This is a genomic window from Streptomyces botrytidirepellens (assembly GCF_003721215.1).
Classification (GTDB): Bacteria; Actinomycetota; Actinomycetes; order Streptomycetales; family Streptomycetaceae; genus Streptomyces; species Streptomyces himastatinicus.
On record NZ_RIBZ01000049.1, the window covers coordinates 1 to 18350 of the forward strand.

Annotated in this window: 15 protein-coding genes; 5 read left to right on the top strand and 10 right to left on the bottom strand. The window is 71.1% G+C overall.

The annotated features are described in order from the left end of the window. Nucleotides 1–315, top strand: a 315-nt coding sequence (locus EEJ42_RS03725; RefSeq protein ID WP_184502907.1) for an L-serine ammonia-lyase, iron-sulfur-dependent, subunit alpha, incomplete at its 5' end; no start/stop codon positions are given. Nucleotides 316–322: 7 nt separating this feature from the next. Here the strand turns inward: EEJ42_RS03725 and EEJ42_RS03730 are convergent. The 6 genes from EEJ42_RS03730 to EEJ42_RS03755 form a co-directional block, all read right to left on the bottom strand. Then, nucleotides 323–919 (bottom strand): TetR/AcrR family transcriptional regulator, encoded by a 597-nt coding sequence (locus EEJ42_RS03730; RefSeq protein WP_123098578.1) that lies wholly within the window; start codon nt 917–919, stop codon nt 323–325. Nucleotides 920–1082: 163 nt separating this feature from the next. Next, nucleotides 1083–1886 carry an SDR family NAD(P)-dependent oxidoreductase gene (locus EEJ42_RS03735; RefSeq protein WP_123098579.1) on the bottom strand — a complete coding sequence of 268 codons (804 nt, stop codon included), beginning with the start codon at nt 1884–1886 and terminating at the stop codon, nt 1083–1085. Next, nucleotides 1886–3535, bottom strand: coding sequence for a hydantoinase B/oxoprolinase family protein (locus EEJ42_RS03740; protein WP_123098580.1), 1650 nt, complete (start codon nt 3533–3535; stop codon nt 1886–1888). The genes EEJ42_RS03735 and EEJ42_RS03740 overlap by 1 nt, the downstream gene beginning before the upstream one ends. Then, nucleotides 3535–5640 carry a hydantoinase/oxoprolinase family protein gene (locus EEJ42_RS03745; RefSeq protein WP_123098581.1) on the bottom strand — a complete coding sequence of 702 codons (2106 nt, stop codon included), beginning with the start codon at nt 5638–5640 and terminating at the stop codon, nt 3535–3537. Before EEJ42_RS03745 ends, EEJ42_RS03740 begins: the two co-directional genes overlap by 1 nt. A 42-nt stretch (nt 5641–5682) precedes the next feature. Next, a complete protein-coding gene (locus tag EEJ42_RS03750; protein ID WP_123098582.1) occupies nt 5683–6990 on the bottom strand; it encodes an MFS transporter in 1308 nt (435 codons plus the stop codon). A gap of 263 nt (nt 6991–7253) precedes the next feature. After that, nucleotides 7254–8033, bottom strand: coding sequence for an IclR family transcriptional regulator (locus EEJ42_RS03755; RefSeq protein WP_246096019.1), 780 nt, complete (start codon nt 8031–8033; stop codon nt 7254–7256). Nucleotides 8034–8163: 130 nt separating this feature from the next. On the opposite strand from EEJ42_RS03755, the gene EEJ42_RS03760 reads away from it, so the two are divergent. Continuing rightward, nucleotides 8164–9165 carry a 2-hydroxyacid dehydrogenase gene (locus EEJ42_RS03760; protein ID WP_123098584.1) on the top strand — a complete coding sequence of 334 codons (1002 nt, stop codon included), beginning with the start codon at nt 8164–8166 and terminating at the stop codon, nt 9163–9165. Nucleotides 9166–9187: 22 nt separating this feature from the next. Here the strand turns inward: EEJ42_RS03760 and EEJ42_RS03765 are convergent, their stop codons facing one another. Continuing rightward, entirely contained in the window at nt 9188–10102 is a 915-nt protein-coding gene (locus EEJ42_RS03765; protein WP_246096020.1) for a hypothetical protein, read from the bottom strand. 93 nt (nt 10103–10195) lie between these two features. Next, nucleotides 10196–10606 (bottom strand): peptidase inhibitor family I36 protein, encoded by a 411-nt coding sequence (locus EEJ42_RS03770; protein WP_123098585.1) that lies wholly within the window; start codon nt 10604–10606, stop codon nt 10196–10198. Between the two features lie 247 nt (nt 10607–10853). On the opposite strand from EEJ42_RS03770, the gene EEJ42_RS03775 reads away from it, so the two are divergent. Further along, nucleotides 10854–14531 (top strand): nSTAND1 domain-containing NTPase, encoded by a 3678-nt coding sequence (locus EEJ42_RS03775; protein WP_123098586.1) that lies wholly within the window; start codon nt 10854–10856, stop codon nt 14529–14531. Nucleotides 14532–14593: 62 nt separating this feature from the next. Here EEJ42_RS03775 and EEJ42_RS50165 read toward each other — a convergent pair whose 3' ends face one another. Further along, entirely contained in the window at nt 14594–14989 is a 396-nt protein-coding gene (locus tag EEJ42_RS50165; RefSeq protein ID WP_148081839.1) for a hypothetical protein, read from the bottom strand. A 309-nt stretch (nt 14990–15298) separates the two neighbouring features. Between EEJ42_RS50165 and EEJ42_RS03785 the strand changes: the two genes are divergently transcribed. Beyond that, the gene (locus tag EEJ42_RS03785; protein ID WP_123098588.1) at nt 15299–15586 is read left to right on the top strand and encodes a YiaA/YiaB family inner membrane protein; all 288 of its coding nucleotides are present in this window, start codon (nt 15299–15301) and stop codon (nt 15584–15586) included. A gap of 72 nt (nt 15587–15658) precedes the next feature. Here EEJ42_RS03785 and EEJ42_RS03790 read toward each other — a convergent pair whose 3' ends face one another. After that, on the bottom strand, nt 15659–16570 hold the full coding sequence (locus EEJ42_RS03790; RefSeq protein ID WP_123098589.1) for a LysR family transcriptional regulator: 912 nt from the start codon (nt 16568–16570) through the stop codon (nt 15659–15661). Between the two features lie 247 nt (nt 16571–16817). On the opposite strand from EEJ42_RS03790, the gene aspA reads away from it, so the two are divergent. Continuing rightward, complete coding sequence (gene aspA / locus EEJ42_RS03795) at nt 16818–18218, top strand: aspartate ammonia-lyase (RefSeq protein WP_123098591.1); 1401 nt, start codon at nt 16818–16820, stop codon at nt 18216–18218. The last annotated feature ends 132 nt before the right edge of the window (nt 18219–18350 follow it).

Here is an 18350-nt window from a genome sequence, read left to right on the forward strand (position 1 = left end):
GCCGGGGGCCTGGCCGAGGTGCTGGGCGGCAGCCCCGAGCAGGTCGAGAACGCCGCCGAGATCGGCATGGAACACAACCTCGGTCTGACGTGTGACCCCGTCGGCGGGCTCGTGCAGATCCCCTGCATCGAGCGCAACGGCATGGCCGCGGTCAAGGCCGTCACCGCCGCACGGATGGCGCTGCGCGGCGACGGCCGCCACCATGTCTCCCTCGACAAGGTCATCAAGACCATGAAGGACACCGGCGCCGACATGAAGGTCAAGTACAAGGAGACGGCGCGCGGCGGCCTCGCGGTCAACGTCATCGAGTGCTGAGCGCCGCTCAGCCCTGGTGCCCGCCCTCCTGGTCCGCCGCCGTGGACCAGCCGATGAGGGCGCCGCGCAGGGCCGCCACCAGGCGGGTGGCGGCCTCGTCCTCCGTTCGTCCGCTCTTGATGAGGTCGAGGATGTCGCGGGGGTCGAACAGGGTGTTCCACAGGTAGATGGCCTCGTCTCCCAGGTCGCCCAGGCCGAGTTCCTCGGTGGTCTGCCGCAGTGGCTCGGCGAGGGCCTCGGCCTGGGGGGCGAGATAGCCGGTGCCCTCGCGCAGCCGTTCGAGGTAGCCGCGGTGGGAGCGCATCTGCGCCATCGCCCCGCCGTGTTCCAGGACGAGCGAGACCCAGTAGCGGGACACCGCCTCCAGCTTGACCATGCCGGTGGTGGTCTGCCGCGCGCTGAACTCGCACAGTTCGGAACCCACCTGTGACCGGAAGGCGTGCAGGATCTCCTCGACGGAGGAGAAGTGCCGGTACGCCGTCGCGGTGGACACCTCGGCCTGCTTGGCGATATCGGCCAGGCTGACCTGGGTCGGCGAGCTCTCGAACAGCCGCGCGGCGGCCTTGATGAGCTGCCTGCGGTTGCGCTCCGTGTCACTGCGCATCGGCCGACGCTCCTGTTGCATATGAACCACCGTTCAAACGGAGGGCCGAGAGGCCGCGAGCCGGTCGGCGGAGCCCCTCGGTGATGGATTCCGGGCTGGCAGCGTACGACAACCGCAGGTGCCCCTCGCCCGGGGCGCCGAACGCGCGGCGGGTTCCCGGTGGTCAAGGCCGCTCCTTCCCGTGGAGGTCCTCCGGGGCACCGATCCAGCGGCTGGTCTCGATGTCGGCGGAGGTGTCCCGCAGCACGGTGGGGGCGATCACCAGCTCCTCGACGACCGTCCGCTGCGGCAGCGACGCGCACAGCAGCACCGCCCGTGCCACGTCCTCCGGCTGCACCATGGCCGCCCGCGTCTCCTCGCTCGGCGGGGCGGCGCGGTTGCCCATGATCGGCGTGTTGACCTCGCCGGGCAGGACGCAGGTGGCGCGGATCATGTCGTTGCGGAAGGTGTTGTGCAGGTACGTCATGAAGTTGCGCACCCCCGCCTTCGCCGCGCCGTACGCGGCTCCGCCGAGGAGGTTGGGCCGCACCGCGGCGAGCGACGACACGGTGACGATCGTGCCGCCGCCGCGCGCCAGCATGTCCGGCAGAACCGCCTGCGTGAGCAGGTAGACCGCGGTGAGGTTGACGCCCATGACGGCGTTCCACTCGGCCTCGGTGATCCACCGGACGTTGAGCACCTTGCTCGCGCTGCCCGCGTTGTTGACCAGGATGTCCACGGGACCGGCCACGTCCTTCGTCCACGCGACGAGCTCGCGCACCTCCTCGGCGTTCTCGATGTGCGTGGAGCGGGTGAACGCCGTGCCGCCGGCGTCCTCGATGACGGATGCCACCTCGTCGAGGATGTGCCGGCGGCGCCCGGTGAGCACCACCGTCGCGCCCTCCTGGGCGAGCAGGAGCGCCGATTCCCGGCCGATGCCGGTGCCCGCACCCGTGATCAGCGCGGTCTTGCCGTCGAGGAGCCCCATCAGCCCTCCCAGCCGTAGGCGCGCCGGGCGCCCTCGGGGGTCAGGATGCCCTCGGCGAGGTCGGCGAGGATGGCCTCCCGGTCACGTTCGGCGGCCGGGAACTTGCCGCCGCCGCTGGGCAGTTCGATGTCGACCACGTCACCCGGGGCGAGATCGTGCCGCCCCACCGGCTGCGGATGCGGCTCGCCGTTGACCAGCACACGGTTGGGCGTGCCGGGCTCGCCCCCCAGCACGCCGCCGGCCACATGGCGCATGCGCGAGTAGAACATGGAGTGGGTGACGGGCCGGTCGCCGATGTTGCGGATGACCATGCGCTGACCGGGCCCGCCCCGGTACCGTCCGGCACCGGCCGAGTCGGGGATGATCTCCTTCGCTTCGAACAGTACGGGCGCGGAGGACTCCAGGAGCTCGATCGGGGTCGCGGACATGTTGCCGGGGAAGGCGGCGATCACCCCGTCGCCGTGCGGACGGGCACCGGTGCCCCCGTTGACGCAGAGGTTCTCCACGAACCGGCTGCCGTCGGCGCGGGTGCCCGACAGCACGTCCACGGTGACCGGAGCGCTGCCGGAGTGGCCCATGACCCGGTCGGGCAGGACGTCCGCCAGCGCCGTGAAGATCGCGGCGTGCGCCATATGGCCGATCCGGTTGCGCATCTCGCACGCGCGCGGCCGCTGGGCGTTGGCGATGGAGCCCTCGGGCGCGGTGACGGTGATCGGCTTGAAGCAGCCCTCGTTGTTGGGAAGGCTGGGCTCCAGCAGACACTTCAGCGGATAGACGGTGTACGCGTACGTGTAGCACATCGGGCAGTTGGTGCCGTACGCCGATTCGGGGGAGGAGCCCGCGAAGTCCACGGTGATGTCGGAGCCGGACACCTCGATGGCCACCTGCACGTGGATGTCGCCCTCGAAGTCGCCGATGTCGACGGACGCCTCGTAGCGCCCGTCCGGTACGTCGGCGATGGCCCGGCGCATCGCGTTCTCGGTGAGCTGATGGATGGTGGCGGCCAGCTCGTCGACCCGGTCCAGACCGAGGTTGCCCATGAGCGCCAGCAGACCTTCCGCGCCCACGTGGTTGGCGGCGAGCATGGCCTGGAGGTCGCCTTGGACCTGGTCGGGAGCGCGGACGTTGGAGAGGAAGAGTTCCAGCAGCTGCTCGTTGGGCTGCCCGCCGTCGATCAGCTTGCTCGGCGGGATGCGGAAGCCCTCCTCGTAGACCTCGCGCGCCGAGCCCATGTTGAGGGTGCCGCCGATGTCGGACATGTGGGCGACCGAGCCGGAGAACGCGACGAGTTCACCGTCGATGAAGATCGGGGTCGCGATCGTGACGTCGTTGAGCTGGCCGGTCCCGAGCCACGGGTCGTTGGTGATGAGGCTGTCACCGGGGCGCAGCGTCTCGGCCGGGAACTTCTCCAGGAAGTGGCGGACGGTCGCGGGCAGGGTGCCGATGAAGACGGGAATGCTGGTCCTGGGCTGTGCGAGGGAGTTGCCCTCGGCGTCCATGAGCAGACACGAGTAGTCGCCGACTTCGCGCACGATGCTGGAGAACGCCATGTTCACCAGCGTGGTCGCCGCCTCCTCGGAGATGGAGACGAGACGGTCCCAGGTGATGCGCAGGGTGATCGGATCGTTCAGGTTGACCTGGGCAGCCATCAGTCGACCTCCATCAGGATGGTGCCGTGTGCGTCGAGGGTCGCGGTCGCGTCGGGACCGACGTAGATGGCGCACTCGTCCTCCTGGATGAGCGCGGGGCCGTCGACCTTCCGGCCGGCGGGAAGGTCCGCGCGGTGCACGATCGGTGCGTCGCGGCGGCCCGCCTCCCGGCCCGGGTAGACCGGGATGGTGCGGTGGCCGACGGCGGTGTCCGCGTCCGCGGGCCGGTCCGGGAAGGCCACCGCCGGTGCCTCGGTACGGGCGCGGCCGCGCCAGTTCACGACCTCGGCGGGCACCCCGGGCAGGATGCGCCCGAACCGGCGCCGGTGCGCCTCCTCGAACGCGCCCACGAGCGCGGCGATGTCGCCGCCGGAGAGGAACGAGTCCGGTACGCGGACGGTGAGTTCGGATCCCTGGCCGACGTAGCGCACATCGGCCAGGTGCTCGCGCCGCACGGCGCCCCGCTCGACACCGGTGGCGTCGAGGACGGTGAGCGCCTCGGCGAATCCGTCCTCGAACACCGCCCGGACCGCGTCCAGGTGGATGTCCTCGTCCAGCCGGCGGCGGTCGGCGCGGACGAAGTCCGAGGTCGGCGGCGCGGTCAGCAGCCCGAACGCCGAGTAGACACCGGCCCCGGCCGGGAAGTACACCTCCCGCACGCCGAGCAGCTTGCCGAGCGAGTACGCGTGGCTGGGCCCCGCGCCGCCGAACGCCAGCATGGTGAGGTTCGCCGGATGGACGCCCTTCTCGACCGCGTGGGTGCGCAGCGCCTCGGCCATCTTGTTGTTGGCGACCTCGTGGATGCCCCAGGCGGCCTCCTCGATGCTCAGCCCCAGCGGCTCGGCCACCTTGGCGAGCGCGGTCCGCGCCGCCGCCACGTCCAGGGTCATCCGGCCGCCCAGGAAGGAGCCGGGGTCGAGCAGCCCGAGGACGACGTTGGCGTCGGTAACGGTCGGCTCGGTGCCGCCCTTGGCGTAGCAGGCGGGACCCGGCTCGGCGCCCGCGCTCTCGGGCCCGATCTCCAGCAGCCCGAGTGCGTCGACCCGGGCGATGCTGCCGCCACCCGCCCCGATCTCGATCATGTCGACCACGGGCAGCTTCACCGGCAGCCCGCTGCCCTTGAGCAGCCGGTCGGCGCGGCCCACCTCGTAGTCGGTGGTGATGGAGGGCTCGCCGCCGCGCACCAGACACGCCTTGGCCGTGGTGCCGCCCATGTCGAAGGCGAGGACCTCGCTGTGTCCGCCCTTCTTGGCGAAGTCGGCGGTGGCGACGACACCGGCCGCGGGCCCCGACTCGATGATGCGGGTCGGGAACGCGCCCGCCACCGACGGCGCCATCAGGCCGCCGTGCGACCCCATCACCAGCCAGTCCCCGTGGAATCCGCCGCCGCGCAGCCTCGTGTCGAGCCGGGCCATGTACCGCTTGGCCTTGGGTTGGATGAACGCGTTCATCGCGGTCAAAACGCCCCGGTCGTACTCGCGGATCTCCCGGGAGACGTGGTGCGAGACGGAGACGCTGACCCCGGGCAGCTCACGGGTGAGGATGCGGGCGGCCTCCCGCTCGTGCTCGGGCCAGGCGTAGCTGTGCAGGAACAGCACGGCGACCGCCTCGTACTCCTCTTCGCGCAGTCGGCGCGCCAGCTCCACGACCTCCTCCTCGCGCAGCGGGCGGACGACCTTCCCGGCCGCGGTGACCCGCTCGTCCAGTTCGAACGCCTGGGAGCGGGGGAGGAGCGGCGGGGCGGGGGAGCCGTCCAGGTCGTAGATGTCGTAGCGGTACTCCCGGCCGAGGACCAGGACGTCACGGAACCCCTTGGTGGCGACGAACGCGGTCCTGGCGCCCTTGCGCTCCAGCAGGGAGTTGATGGCGAGGGTGGTGCCGTGGATCAGCGAGGTGAGGTCCTCGGCCCGGAGCCCGGCGCGTTCGAGGAGGCTGACCAGCCCGTCGTAGGCGCCCTCGGAGGGGTCGGCCGGGGTGGTGAGGGTCTTGTGCCGGTAGGTGCCGCCGGTGGCGTCGTCCAGGAGGACCAGGTCGGTGAAGGTGCCGCCGATGTCGAACCCCACCCGCCAGCGGGACCGGGCGCTCACGTGGGTGTTCTCCGTCATCGGGATTCCAAACTGTGAGGACAAGTGTGAGGACAAGGGGGATCAGCTGTCGCGCAGCGGCTTTCCCGACGTCTCCTTGAGCGCCAGGGTGGTGACGAAGGTGATGAGCGCCGTGAGGACGACGGCGTAGCTGGGCACGCTCGTGTCGCCGGTCCGGTCGATCAGATACGTCATGAGCAGGGGAGCGGCGCCGCCGAAGAGGGCGGTGGTGATGCTGAAGCCGATGCTGTAGGCGCTGTACCGCACCCGGGTCGGGAACAGCTCGGTCAGGGCGACCTGGATGACGCCCGCGTGTCCGGCGAAGGCCACCGCCAGCAGGACGGCGCCCAGCGCGGCCGCCGCCACGCTGCCGTGCGAGATGAGCTGGAAGCAGGGGTACCCGAGGACCGCCATGGCCAGCGACGAGCCCGCCAGCAGGGGCTTGCGGCCGAACCGGTCCGACAGCCGCGCCATGAGGGGGATGGTGACGCTGATGGCGAGCAGTCCCGCCGCGGTGACCAGGAGCGCGTTCGACGGGGTGAACTTCAGCTCCTGCGCCAGATACGTGGGCATGTAGACGAACACGATGTAGTAGCCCGGCCCGTTGAGCGCCGGGAGCGCGATGGCCAGACCGATGGCCTTGAGGTGCTCCCCGGAGGTCAGGGCCTCCTTGAGGGGGTTGCGCGCCACGTTCCGCGATTCGATGATCGCCTGGAATCTGGGGGTGTCCTCCAGCTTCGCGCGGATGTAGAAGCCGACGGCTCCCAGCGGTACGGCGATCAGGAACGGCACCCGCCAGGCCCAGCTGTTCATGGCGTCCTGGCCCACGGTGTCGATCAGGAGCCGGGAGATGAGCGAACCCACGAGCAGCGCCACGAAGGAGCCCACGGGGAGCCAGCTCGTCGTATACCCGCGCCGTTTGTCCTCGGCGTGTTCCGCGACGAAGGACATGGCCCCGGCGACCTCTCCGCCCGCCGAGAACCCCTGGAGCATACGCAGAAGAATCAGCAGGGCGGGCGCCGCCCAGCCGATGGCCGCGTAGGTCGGCAGGACACCGATGGCGGCGGTCGCCCCGGAGATCAGCAGGATGAGCACGGCGAGCAGCCGCTTGCGGCCCATCCGGTCGCCCAAGTGGCCGCATATCGCCGCCCCGAACGGGCGGATGGCGAAGCTGACGGCGAATCCCGCGTAGGTCAGCAGCAGCGCGGAATCGGCGTCCCCGGGGAAGAACACGACGGAGACGGACCCGGCGAGGAGGCCGTAGATGCCGTAGTCGTACCACTCGACGAACGAGCCGATGGCACCGGCGGCGGTGGCGCGCCTGACAGTGGTCCGTCCGACTTCCGACGGCGCGGCGGTGGTAGTGGCCAAGTCTTTCTCCGATCACCTGATCGCCGATGACACCCGGCCGGTTCCGGAACGGCCCGACCCGGAGCGAGAATCAGTTCTCAGATGAGAAGAGTTTCGCTACCACCTCGGAGGGCGTCAACCCCCTCGGACAAGGTTGATGCGAAGGGTGTCGCTGCGTCATCGCGGTGCGCTGTGAGCACGCGACCTGACCCCAGTATCCACGAATATGTCAGCTCAATTCGGGCGCATGTGAGCTACCGGTAGCGCACCGTGTGTAGCCAAAATCAGCGTGCGGGCAGCCGGACACCCAGCTCGGAGGCCGCCGACTGGAGTAGCGGCACCAGCGCGACCAGATCGTCCACGCTGCGGCGGAAGGCGGGCGCCGCGGTGGACAGAGCGGCGAAGACGCTTCCGTCGGGCCGCAGGACCGGGACGGCGACGGCGCGCAGACCGCGGTGGTGTTCCTCATCGGCCGTGGCGTAGCCACGCTCGGCGGCGCGGGCGACGGCCGCGCGCAGGGCGTCGCGGTCGGTGATGCTGTTCGGCCCGTGCGGGGTGAGGTCGACGCGCTCCAGGAGGTCGGTGCGTACGTCGTCGGGCGCGAAGGCCATGAGGACCTTGCCCATCGAGGTGCAGTGCAGCGGACCGTGGCGGCCGGGATCGCTGCGCACGCCGACCGGCTGGGGGCCGTCCACGTAGTGCACGTACAGGTGGCGTGTGCCGTCGAGGACGGACATGAGGGTGGCTTCCTCGGTCTGCCGCGTCACGCGCTGCATCACGGGGAGGGCGGTGCCCGCGAAACCGTACACCTGGCCCGCCTGCTGGCCGAGCTGGAACAGCCGCAACCCCGGTTTGTAGCGTTTTCCGGCAGCCTCGAACTCCACCAGGCCCTCCCGGCAGAGGGAGTTGACCAGCCGGTGCGAGGTGCTGACGGGGACGCCGCTCTCGCGGGCCAGTGCCGACAGCGTGATGCCGTGCGGGTGCTCGCCGACCAGGACGAGCAGCCGGATCGCCCGGCCGAGGACATCGGCTGGGACGTCGGCCGGGACATCGCTGGTGCTCACGCTGTGCAAATTACCACTCTGCGGAATCGATTTTCATCCAGTGGTTGACATCGGTCGGTCGCGGTCCTGACGATGCTTTCCGTTGAGTAGATGTGTTTTCCATTCAGTGGAAAAGCCCGAGGAGTGGCGTATGACCCAGCGAGTGCTCACCACCCGGCCCGCCCTGCCCGGCCAGGGCCTGGACCGGCTGGCGGCCCGGTCGGACCTGGTGCGCTGGGACGGCCACGGCAAGCCTGAACCGGCCGAACTGCACGAACTCGCCGCCGGGGCGAGCGGCATCCTCTGCCTGGGCAACGACCGGGTGGACGCCGCCCTCCTCGACGCCGCCGGACCCTCGCTGAAGGTCGTCGGACTGGCCAGCATGGGCTTCGACGGCGTGGACCGGGAGGCGGCGGCCGAGCGCGGAGTCGTGGTCACCCACACCCCCGGTGTCCTCGCCGAGACCACCGCCGACCTCACCTTCGGCCTCATCCTCATGGCCCGCCGCCGCCTCGGCGCCGCCAGTGACTCCCTCGCCGCCGGGCGGTGGGACCTGTTCCGGATGGACGACTACCTGGGCCTGGACATCCACGGCGCGACCCTCGGCCTGGTCGGCTTCGGCCAGATCGGACGCGCGGTCGCGCGCCGCGCCCAGGGCTTCGGCATGCGCGTACTGCACCACGACCCCTTCGCGCCCGACGACACCCAGGACCCGCCGTCCAAGGCCGTGGACCTGCCCACCCTCCTGGCCGAGGCCGACGTGGTCTCGCTGCACGTCCCGCTGACCCCGGAGACCCGGCACCTCATCGGCGCCGCCGAGCTGGCGGCCATGAAGCCCACCGCCACCCTGGTCAGCACCTCCCGCGGCGGTGTCATCGACGAGAACGCCCTGCTCCACGCCGTACGCGAGGGAGGCATCCACTCGGCGGGCCTGGACGTCTACGAGCGCGAACCCATGGGCACCGACCTGTCCCCCCTGGTCGGCGAGCCGCGCGTGGCGACGCTCCCGCACATCGGCTCCGCCACCGAGGCCACCCGGGCCGCCATGGTCGACCTCGCCGTCGACAACATCCTCGAGGTGCTCGCGGGCCGCCCGGCCACTACACCGCTGCCCGGCAGCGCGGGCCTGCCCGGCGTCCCGACCCGCCCCTGAGAACCCTCACGGGCTTACGGGCTCACAGGCCACTTCCACGGCCGTCCGCGCCCCGTCGGGCGAGAACGCGTTCGGCCGCGCGAAGCCAGTGCTGTTTGGCGGCCTTCAGCGCGCGGAAACTCCGGGCGTGCGCGCGGATGGTCTCCGTCTGGAGACGTGCCTCGGCGGTGCGCCAGATCTCGACGAGCCCCGTCCTGCCCTTGCACCGTACGTCGGCGACCGCGGTACGGATCTCCTCGGGCGACGGGCGGGACGACCTCGCCCACACGGGCTTGTCCGCGACGCTCAGGGGGTCGGCGTGACGGAAGCCCTCCGCGCGCAGGCAGGCGCTCCACGCGCGCACGCCCCGGCGGACGGCCGCGTCGCGCCGGGACCGCTCGAAGTCGCGCGTGACCAGCCGGTTGAACAAGGAGTGATCGGACGTCGGCGCGCCGCGCAGCAGTCGCGCGTGCGCCGCCTTCCAGCACCCTCCCGTGCCGTCCCTCCCGTACGCGGCCCGGCGCTGCCGGGACGTCAGCCCGGCGTCCCGTGACGTGCCCGCCGCCTCGCGTCGCGCGGCGGTCGGCAGGGCGGGCGGCACGTGATACCCGAAGCGGCGGGCGACCTCGGCCTCGACCGGTCCGTAGCGGGTGCGGTTCGGTGGGGCCAGGTCCTTGCCGACCGCGCGGGGCAGCAGCTTCCAGCCCATGCCCCGATCGCGCATGCAACGGCGCAGGAGGAGGTCTTCGGCGGACTCGATCGTGTGGATGTCCCGGTCGGACAACTCATAGGCGTCGAACGGCAGGACGAGGCCCCGGGCCTCGGCGCCGATGGCCGGCACCGCCACTTCGCCGGGTGGCGGCTTCCGGGCCGGTGCCGTGGTGGCGCACCCCGTCGCGACGGTGCACAGCAGCAGGAGGCCCGCGCCCGAGCGGACCGCGCTGGAACGGATGGTCATGGCCCCTCCGGTCGCTCCTCTTCCTTCCAGTGCGCTCGTGCGGTGGGGGTGGCGCCCGCCGGTCGGCATGGGCGCCACCCCCACCCGGCGGACCTAGCGGAAGATGACGCAGCTCAGGCGGTTGTCCTTGATCGCGTCGTTGCTCAGGTCCGGGTCATTGGTGCCCGGGTACGACGTCGTGTGCGCACCCGTGCACCGGCCGGCGGCGTTGCGGATGTTCTGGTACATGTCCACGTACTTGCGCGTCTGGTTCTTCACCGAGCTGGTGCCGTTGTCGACCTTCCCTCCCCTGTCCCAGTAGTTGTTCCGGAGGTCCTTGTCGGTGCCCGTGACGTGCGCCCAGCCGCCCTTGTAGTTGTCGTGCTGGTACATGTGGAAGCCACCGGCCTGGGCGCTGTGGGCCGCGGGCGCGGAATCGGCGGCGGACGCCGCAGGCACCGCGGCAAGAGCGGTACCGCCGACGAGCGCGACTGCTGCCAGGGCGGTGCGGATCGTGATCGACATGGTGATGTTTCCCTTTCGTCCGGTCCGGCGCGCCGCCCGGCCCGCTGTGAGCCGGGCGACGCCGTACGTCACCGACTCTCGGCGGCGTACGCCTTGTTGCGCAGCCCCGATCCGCAGCCCGCAACAATCACGTCGTCACAGGTGAGGCAGTCACCGAGGGCGATGTCCTGCCCTCGACGTGGCCTTGCCCAGCCCTTTTGCGGCTCCGTAGGTTGTGGAGGACGGGGAGCGGGGAAAGGGGCTTCGAGTGGGCCGACCGGAAGCGCCGCTGGACCCGGGCGCCGGGCCCGTACAGCGGTTCGCATTGGAGCTGCGCAAGCTGCGCCAGGAGGCCGACGTCACCTACCGCGTTCTGGCCCGGCGGACGCCGTACACGGTCTCCACCCTGTCCAGAGCCGCCTCCGGCGAGCAGTTGCCCTCGCTCCAGGTCACCCTGGCCTATGTCGAGGGATGCGGGGGAGACCCGGAGGAATGGGAACGCCGCTGGAGGCAGACGGCCGAAGAAGTGGCCGCCGAGGCGGCCGAACACGACGACGCCGAGCCGCCCTACCAGGGCCTGGCCCGGTTCGAACTCCGCGATCAGGCGCGGTTCTTCGGCCGCGACGAGCTGATCGCCGACCTCCTCGAAATGACGCGCAAGCACCGCCTGACCGCCCTCGTCGGCGCCTCCGGCAGCGGAAAGTCCTCGCTGCTGCGCGCCGGGCTGATCCCCGCCCTCCAGAACGCCACCCCGCAGGACGAACGCCCCGCGGCCATCCGCATCTTCACGCCCGGCCCGCACCCCGCCCGTACCCACGCCGGACGGCTCACACCGAAGGACGCCGACGGCGACACGGTGGTCGTCGTCGACCAGTTCGAGGAGACCTTCACGCTGTGCGCCGACCCCGCGGAGCGGACGGCCTTCACCGACCTGCTGAAGGCGGCACGCGAACCCGGGAGCCGATTACGCGTGATCATCGCGGTGCGCGCCGACTTCCTCGGGCGCTGCGCCGAACACCGCGGGCTCACGGACGCGCTGCGGACCGCGACCCTGCTGGTCGGCCCGATGAGCCCGGCCGAGCTGCGCGAGGCGATCGTGAAACCGGCCGCCGCCGCGGGACTCATCGTGGAACGCTCCCTGACCGCCCGGCTCATCGAGGAGGTCACCGACGAGCCCGGGGGACTGCCCCTGCTGTCCCACGTACTGCTGGAGACATGGCGCCGCCGCCGTGGCCGCGCCCTGACCGAGACCGCCTACGAGGCCGCGGGCGGCCTGCACGGCGCCATCGCCCGCACCGCGGAGCGCACCTACGCCGACCTCACCCCCGAACGCGCCGAGATCGCCCGCCGCGTCCTGCTCAGGCTCATCACCCCAGGCGAAGGCGCCCAGGACACCCGCCGCCCCGTCGACCGGTCCGAACTGGACAGCACCGCCACCCCCGAGGACCTGTCCATCGTCCTCGAACAGCTGACCCGCGCCCGGCTGATCACCCTGGACGAGGACACCGCCGATCTCGCGCACGAGGCGCTGATCAGCGGGTGGCCGCGGCTGCGCGCCTGGGTCGAGGAGGACCGTGAGCGGCTGCGCGTCCACCGGCACCTGACCGAGGCCGCCCAGGCATGGACCGAGCTCGACCGCGACTCCGGTGCCCTGTTCCGGGGAACGCGGCTCGCCATACTCCGCGACTGGGCCTCCCGCGACGGCAGCCGCGACGAACTGAACGCGGCCGAGCGCGCGTTCCTCGACGCGAGCGTCGCCCTGGCGGACAGCGAGCGGGCCGCCGCCGTGCGGCGCCACCGCCATCTGCGCCTTCTCGCCGCGGGCCTCGCACTGCTGCTGCTCGTGGTCACCGGCGTCAGCGTGGTCGCCCTGCAACAGCGGCGGGACGCCCTGAAGGCCCACCGGGTCGCCGTATCACGGCAACTGGCGGCCGAGGCCCTCGGCCTCGCCGAATCCCGGCCCGCCGCGGCCATGCTGCTGAGCGTGGAGGCCTTCCGTACCGCGCGGACGTTCGAAGCGCGCAGCGCCATGCTGACTATCTCTGCACGTCAGTACTACCGGGCCGAGCTGTCCGGCCACAACGACGCCGTCTCCGAGGCCGCCTTCGGCCCCGACGGAACCCTCGCCACCGTCAGCCGCGACCGCACGCTGACGCTGTGGGACACGGGCGCACGACGGCGGCTGGCCACCCTGACCGGACACTCCACCTGGCTGCGCGCGGTGGCCTACAGCCCGGACGGCCGTACGCTCGCAACGGGGGGCAACGACGGGAAGCTGGTCCTCTGGGACGCCGCGGCACGCAGACCATCGGCCGCCCTGACCGGCCACAAGGGGCAGATCAAGAGCATCGCCTTCAGCCCGGACAGCCGAACCGCGGCCACCGCCGGTGCCGATCACACCGTCAGGCTCTGGGACACCGAGCGCCGCGCCCGGCGGCTCACCCTCTCCGGCCACACCGGCATCGTCTGGGCGGTCGCCTTCAGCCCGGACGGCCGCACCCTGGCCACCGCAGGCGCGGACCACAAGGTGATGCTGTGGAACACCGCCACGGGAAAGCGGATCGCCACCCTCACCGGCCACACCCGGTCCGTCGACGCCGTCGCCTTCAGCCCGGACGGCCGCACGCTCGCCACCGCGAGCGACGACTGGACCGCGAGGCTGTGGAACGTCCGACGCCACACCCGCGTCGCCACCCTGCGCGGACACAGCGGCGAGGTCAGAGCGGTGGCCTTCAGTCCCGACGGGCGGACCCTCGCCACCGGAGGGCACGACAAGTCGGTCATGCTGTGGGACTCCCGCAGTGCCACCCGCCTGACCACGCTGACCGGGCAGACCACCAACGTCTACACGCTCGCCTTCAGCCCACGGGACTCCCTCCTCGCCTCCGCGGGCGAGGACGGCAAGGTCGTGCTCTGGGACACGGCCCGGATCCCCCTCTCCGGCCACCGCGACCGGATCAACGACGTCGCCTTCAGCCCGGACGGCCGCACGCTCGCCACCGCCGGGGGCGACGACGTCGTGCTCTGGGACAGCAGGCGCCGCACCCGCCGCACCACGCTCACCAGCGGATCCGGCCCCGTACACGCCGTGGCGTTCGCCCCCGACGGACGCACCCTCGCCACCGTGAGCGGTACCGACGGGCGGCCCGCGAGCACCCGCAACCACGTCCTGACCTTCTGGAGCGGTGCGGGCCACGGCCCGCCCGCCAGACGTACCGGGCACGCCGGTCGCGTCATGGACGTCGCGTACAGCCCGGACGGGCGCCTCGTCGCGACGGGCGGCGCGGGCAAGAAGGTCATCCTGTGGGACGCCGCCCGCCGCACCCGGCTGGCTTCCCTGACCGCGGCGTCCGGAGAAGCCGAAACGGCCGTCAACGGCGTGGCCTTCAGCCCCGACGGCCGACTCCTCGCCACCGCCAACCAGGACCGCAAAGCGACGCTCTGGGACGTGGCGGGACGGACCAGGCTGGCCACCCTGTCAGGGCATACGGGACAGCTCAGATCCGTGGCCTTCAGCCCGGACGGCCGCATGCTGGCGACCGCCGGAATCGATCAGAAGGTGATGCTGTGGGACGTGGCCAAGCGCACCCGCGTGGCCACCCTCGCCGACAGCACCGGACCCGCGTTCGCGCTGGCGTTCAGCAGGGACGGCCGCATGCTCGCCACGGCCAACTCGAACAAGTCGGTGATGCTGTGGGACATCGCCCGGCGCAGCCCGCTGGCCCTGCTGACCGGGCACACCAAGCAGGTCAGGTCGCTCGCCTTCAGCCCCGACGGCCGCACGTTGGCCACCGGAGGGGACGACCAGTCCGTCCTGCTGTGGAACGCCGACCCCCGGCACACCTCGGCGCAGCTGTGCCGCACGGCCGGCCGCAATCTCACCCCACAGGAGTGGCGGCAGCTGATCCCCGGCACCGCATACCGCACGACGTGCCCCGCGGTCTGACCGCGGGGCACGCCGCCCGGGTACCGCCCCCACGGTCGCGCACGACCGGGCGGGCGGACCGGTCAGCAGCGGATGTCGACGATCTGGATCTTCTGGCCGTCCCGCACCTTGTGCCAGCCGGGCCCCACCGTCCTCATCCCCAGCGAACGCTTGGCCTTGCACCCGGGGCCGACCCAGTACCCGTCGACATCCTTCACGCCCACGTGATGCCCGTTCTGGCCGGGCTTGAGGGTGCGCCACGTCGAGGAGTTGCCGTGCTTCCCCCAGTCATTCGTGATCATAAGCGTATACCGATTGTCGCGGTTGTAGACATTTCCGCAGATATGGCCGCCGATGGAACAGTTGCCCATGGGGCGTAGCTGCGCTGTGGTCTGCTCCGCGCCGGTGCCTCCACCGGCTGCCGCCTGCGCCGCGGCCGTCCCCGGGAGCACGACGGCGGCCCCCACCGCCAGGGCCACGATGGCTGAGTACCTCGATCGCATGGGTTCCCTCCACTGATCGCGAGTGCTGGTTCGTCCCTGCCGTTCTCCGCCGCAGGGCGCGTGTCGGGCCCACCCCCGTTCCGATCCGCAATCCGGGCCCGCGTTCTTCGAGACTGGCGCCCACCTGCGTTGTTGCGCAGCCCAATTCGCCGCGCGAAACAATGAACCGGGGAAACGGGGGAAAGCGAGGCACGGGCGAGGGCCCTGTGGTGTGCGCCCGATCTGAGTACGTACCTGAGTATCCGGACGGATGTGGGGCCGACGGCGGCCGCCGATTCTTTGCCCATGAGTGAGACACCGGTCAAGCAGCAGAGTACGACCGCGTTCTACGGTCAGGCGGTCGCCTCCTTTTCCATCGCCATGGCGGCCACCGCCATCGGCATCTTCCGGCTGAACGCCGACGCCTGGGTACGAGGCTTCCTGGCCATCGCCGTGCTCTACCTGGTGACCTCCGCGTTCACCCTGGCCAAGGTGATCCGGGACCGGCAGGAGGCCGGGCAGCTCGTCAGCCGGGTCGACCAGGCGCGGGTGGAGAAGCTCCTCGCCGAGCACGACCCCTTCGAAAAGCTGTGAGCACTTCCCCCCTCGGATACCGGTAGTACCGCACGCACGCTTCCAGGACCCGGCGGCCGTCGCCCCCTCCGGTCAGGAGCTGAGGTCGGCCGCCTGGTCGCCCAGCCCGCGCAGCGCCAGCTGGAGCAGCGGGTGGCTCTCGCTGCCGCGCCGGACGGCCGTGAACACCCGCCGCGTCGGACGGGAACCGCTGACCGGACGTACGACGGCGCCGCCGAAAGCGATGCCGTGGAGCGCCGAACGGGGCACCATCGCCACCCCGGAACCGGCGGAGACCAGTGCGCACACCGCCCGGGAGTCATCGGCCAGGCACTCCGCCCGAGGCTGAAAACCCACCTCCTCGCAGGCGCGCATGACCACGTCATGCACCGGGTTGCCGGGCCACGGCGTGACCCATGGATCCGCTCTCAGGTCGGTCAGGGCCAGCTCCGGGGCGGAGGCCAGCGGATGGTCGGCCGGCAGGACGACATCGAACGGTTCCGCGTACAACGGCTTACGGAGCAGCTGCTCGCCGTTCTGGCCGGGGGTGTCCCGGTGCTCCACCGCCAGGGCGATGTCGACCGCGCCGTCGATGAGGAGCCGACGGCTCGCATGCCCCTCGGCGTCCTTCACGCGGATCCGCACCTGCGGGGCGCGTTTCCGTAGCGCCGCCACCGTCGGGGCCACCACTTCGGTGATCGCACTCGCGAACGCGGCGATGGTCACCTCGCCCGCCAGCCCCGCCGAGCTGGCGGCCATGTCGGCCTCCGCCTGCTCCAGCTGCGCGGCGATCCTCGCCGCGTGGTCGGCGAGTACGACGCCCGTGGGCGTGAGCCGGACGGTCCGGCCGCGCCGCTCCAGCAGCGCGTGGCCGACCTCCGCCTCGAGCGCCGCGAGCTGCTGCGAAGCCGCTGATGGGGACAGGTAGAGAGCCTGAGCGGCGGCGGTGACGGTGCCGTGCTCGGCCAGAGCGCGCAGCACCCGCAGTCTCCGTGGATCGATCACATGAGGCAGTTCACCAGACGGGACGGCATCTGTGAAGCAGAGCTTCACAGGCAACCTGGGAAATTGCCGATGGACTTCACAGGATCGGCTCTCCAAAGTGGTCTTCCATGAACGCAACGGCAAGGACCGCCGTTGGCCCCGGGCTCCGAGCCGGCCGGCGTCCCCGCGCCCGCAGGGGTCCCGTGCTCATGTGATGCCCTCCTTCGTCCGAATCCCCACCACCCCTTTGCAAGGAACTGATGTGTCCATGACTACCGGTCATCGCCGGGAACACGATCTGCTCGGCGACCGGGAGGTGCCCGCCGACGCGTACTGGGGCATCCACACCCTGCGCGCCTCGGAGAACTTCCCCATCACCGGTACGGCGATCTCCGCATACCCGCACCTGACCAACGCCCTCGCCGCGGTCAAGGAGGCCGCGGCACGGGCCAACGAGGATCTCGGACTGCTGGCTCCGGAGAAGGCCGACGCCATCGCCGCCGCGTGCCGGGAGATCCGGGACGGCCGACTGCACGACCAGTTCACCGTGGACGTGATCCAGGGCGGCGCCGGGACCTCGACCAACATGAACGCCAACGAGGTCATCGCCAACCGGGCGCTGGAGATCCTGGGCCACGAAAAGGGCGACTACGCCCACCTGCACCCCAACGAGGACGTCAACCTCAGCCAGTCCACCAACGACGTCTACCCGACCGCCGTCAAGGTCGCCACGATCATCGCCGTACGGGAACTCCTCGACGCGATGACCGTCTTGCGCGAGGCCTTCGCCGCCAAGGCCGAGGAGTTCCGCGACATCCTGAAGATGGGCCGCACCCAGCTCCAGGACGCGGTGCCGATGACCCTCGGCCAGGAGTTTTCCGCGTACGCGGTGATGCTGGAGGAGGACCAGAGCCGGTTGCTGGAGGCCTCCGGTCTGGTGCACGAGATCAACCTCGGCGCCACCGCGATCGGTACCGGCCTCAACGCCCCGAAGGGCTACGCGGAGGCCGCCCGCGGCCACTTGGAGGACATCACCGGGCTGCCGCTGGTCACGGCCGCCAATCTGGTCGAGGCCACCCAGGACTGCGGGGCGTTCGTCCATCTGTCCGGTGTGCTCAAGCGCATCGCGGTCAAGCTCTCCAAGAGCTGCAACGACCTGCGGCTGCTCTCCTCCGGTCCGCGTGCCGGGCTCAATGAGATCAACTTGCCGCCGGTGCAGGCGGGTTCCAGCATTATGCCCGGCAAGGTCAACCCGGTCATCCCCGAGGTCGTCAACCAGGTGGCCTTCGAGGTGATCGGCAACGACGTGGCCATCACGATGGCCGCCGAGGCCGGACAGCTCCAGCTGAACGCCTTCGAGCCGATCATCCTGCACTCCCTCTCGGAGAGCGTCACCCACCTGAAGGCCGCCTGCCTCACCCTCGCCACCCGCTGCGTCTCCGGCATCACCGCCAACACCGAGACCCTGCGCGCGAGCGTGGCGAACTCCATCGGGCTCGTCACCGCCCTCAACCCGCACATCGGCTACACCGCCGCCACCGGCATCGCCAAGGAAGCCCTCGCCACCGGCCGCGGCGTCGCCGAACTCGTCCTGGAGCAGGGCCTCCTGCCCGCCGACCGGCTCGCGACCCTGCTGCGTCCGGAGCACATCGCCGGGACGACGGCCTGATGCCGCCCGCGGACCGAAATCAACGGAACGAACACACAATGCACCAGTGGAGGAAGACGGTCATGGCAACGGCGCCCAGCGTCTCGTACTCGATGACGGTCCGGCTGGAGGTCCCCGCGAGCGGTACCGCGG

Excerpts from the sequence above, each read along its gene's own strand:
- EEJ42_RS03730 (WP_123098578.1), bottom strand. The coding sequence starts at position 919 with ATGCGCAGTGACACGGAGCGCAACCGCAGGCAGCTCATCAAGGCCGCC.
- EEJ42_RS03735 (WP_123098579.1), bottom strand. The coding sequence starts at position 1,886 with ATGGGGCTCCTCGACGGCAAGACCGCGCTGATCACGGGTGCGGGCACC.
- EEJ42_RS03740 (WP_123098580.1), bottom strand. The coding sequence starts at position 3,535 with ATGGCTGCCCAGGTCAACCTGAACGATCCGATCACCCTGCGCATCACC.
- EEJ42_RS03745 (WP_123098581.1), bottom strand. The coding sequence starts at position 5,640 with ATGACGGAGAACACCCACGTGAGCGCCCGGTCCCGCTGGCGGGTGGGG.
- EEJ42_RS03760 (WP_123098584.1), top strand. The coding sequence starts at position 8,164 with ATGACCCAGCGAGTGCTCACCACCCGGCCCGCCCTGCCCGGCCAGGGC.
- EEJ42_RS03765 (WP_246096020.1), bottom strand. The coding sequence starts at position 10,102 with ATGACCATCCGTTCCAGCGCGGTCCGCTCGGGCGCGGGCCTCCTGCTG.
- EEJ42_RS03770 (WP_123098585.1), bottom strand. The coding sequence starts at position 10,606 with ATGTCGATCACGATCCGCACCGCCCTGGCAGCAGTCGCGCTCGTCGGC.
- EEJ42_RS03785 (WP_123098588.1), top strand. The coding sequence starts at position 15,299 with ATGAGTGAGACACCGGTCAAGCAGCAGAGTACGACCGCGTTCTACGGT.
- aspA (WP_123098591.1), top strand. The coding sequence starts at position 16,818 with ATGACTACCGGTCATCGCCGGGAACACGATCTGCTCGGCGACCGGGAG.